The sequence below is a fragment of the Pseudomonas sp. EA_5y_Pfl2_R50 genome, assembly GCF_963970475.1.
In the GTDB taxonomy this organism is placed as follows: domain Bacteria; phylum Pseudomonadota; class Gammaproteobacteria; order Pseudomonadales; family Pseudomonadaceae; genus Aquipseudomonas.
The window spans coordinates 1-428 of record NZ_CAXAPT010000209.1 but is presented as its reverse complement, the minus strand read 5'-3'; the positions used below and the strand labels follow the sequence as shown (position 1 = coordinate 428).

Sequence of the window (428 nt, the reverse complement as noted above, 5' to 3'; positions counted from 1 at the left end):
ATCAGACGCGCCCAGCCGTCCACGTCGTGGGGCTGGGTCTTCAGTCGGGCTTCCAGGCCGTCGACCATGCCGAGAATCATCTGCTGGCGATCGGCTTCGGGCATGCGCGCGCCCTGCGCCATCTGTTCGGGCGTCGGACCGGTCTCGCCGGCCTGGGCGGCAGGTTCGGGCGGCAGACGGTTCGACACGTCGATCCCCTGCGCCTTGGCGGCCTTGAGCACGAAGGCGCGGACCTGGGCCGCCCAGGGGGCGTTGGGCGGGGCTGACTTGAGGATGGAGATCCAATCGTCCATGGCCCCCTTGTGGTCGCCCTGCCTGTCTCTTCGCACCGCCAGGAAGAAGCGCGCGCGAGGGTCGGTCGGATCGACGGAGAGCGCCTTCTTGAAGGCCTGGGCGGCATCGTCGGTGACGACGTCATGGGCGGCGCG

Annotated in this window: 1 protein-coding gene; it reads right to left on the bottom strand. The window is 69.9% G+C overall.

What is annotated here, in order from left to right; translation table 11 throughout:
- The coding region (locus AACY19_RS27485) for a tetratricopeptide repeat protein (protein ID WP_339454643.1) at positions 1-428 on the bottom strand (428 nt) is incomplete at both ends.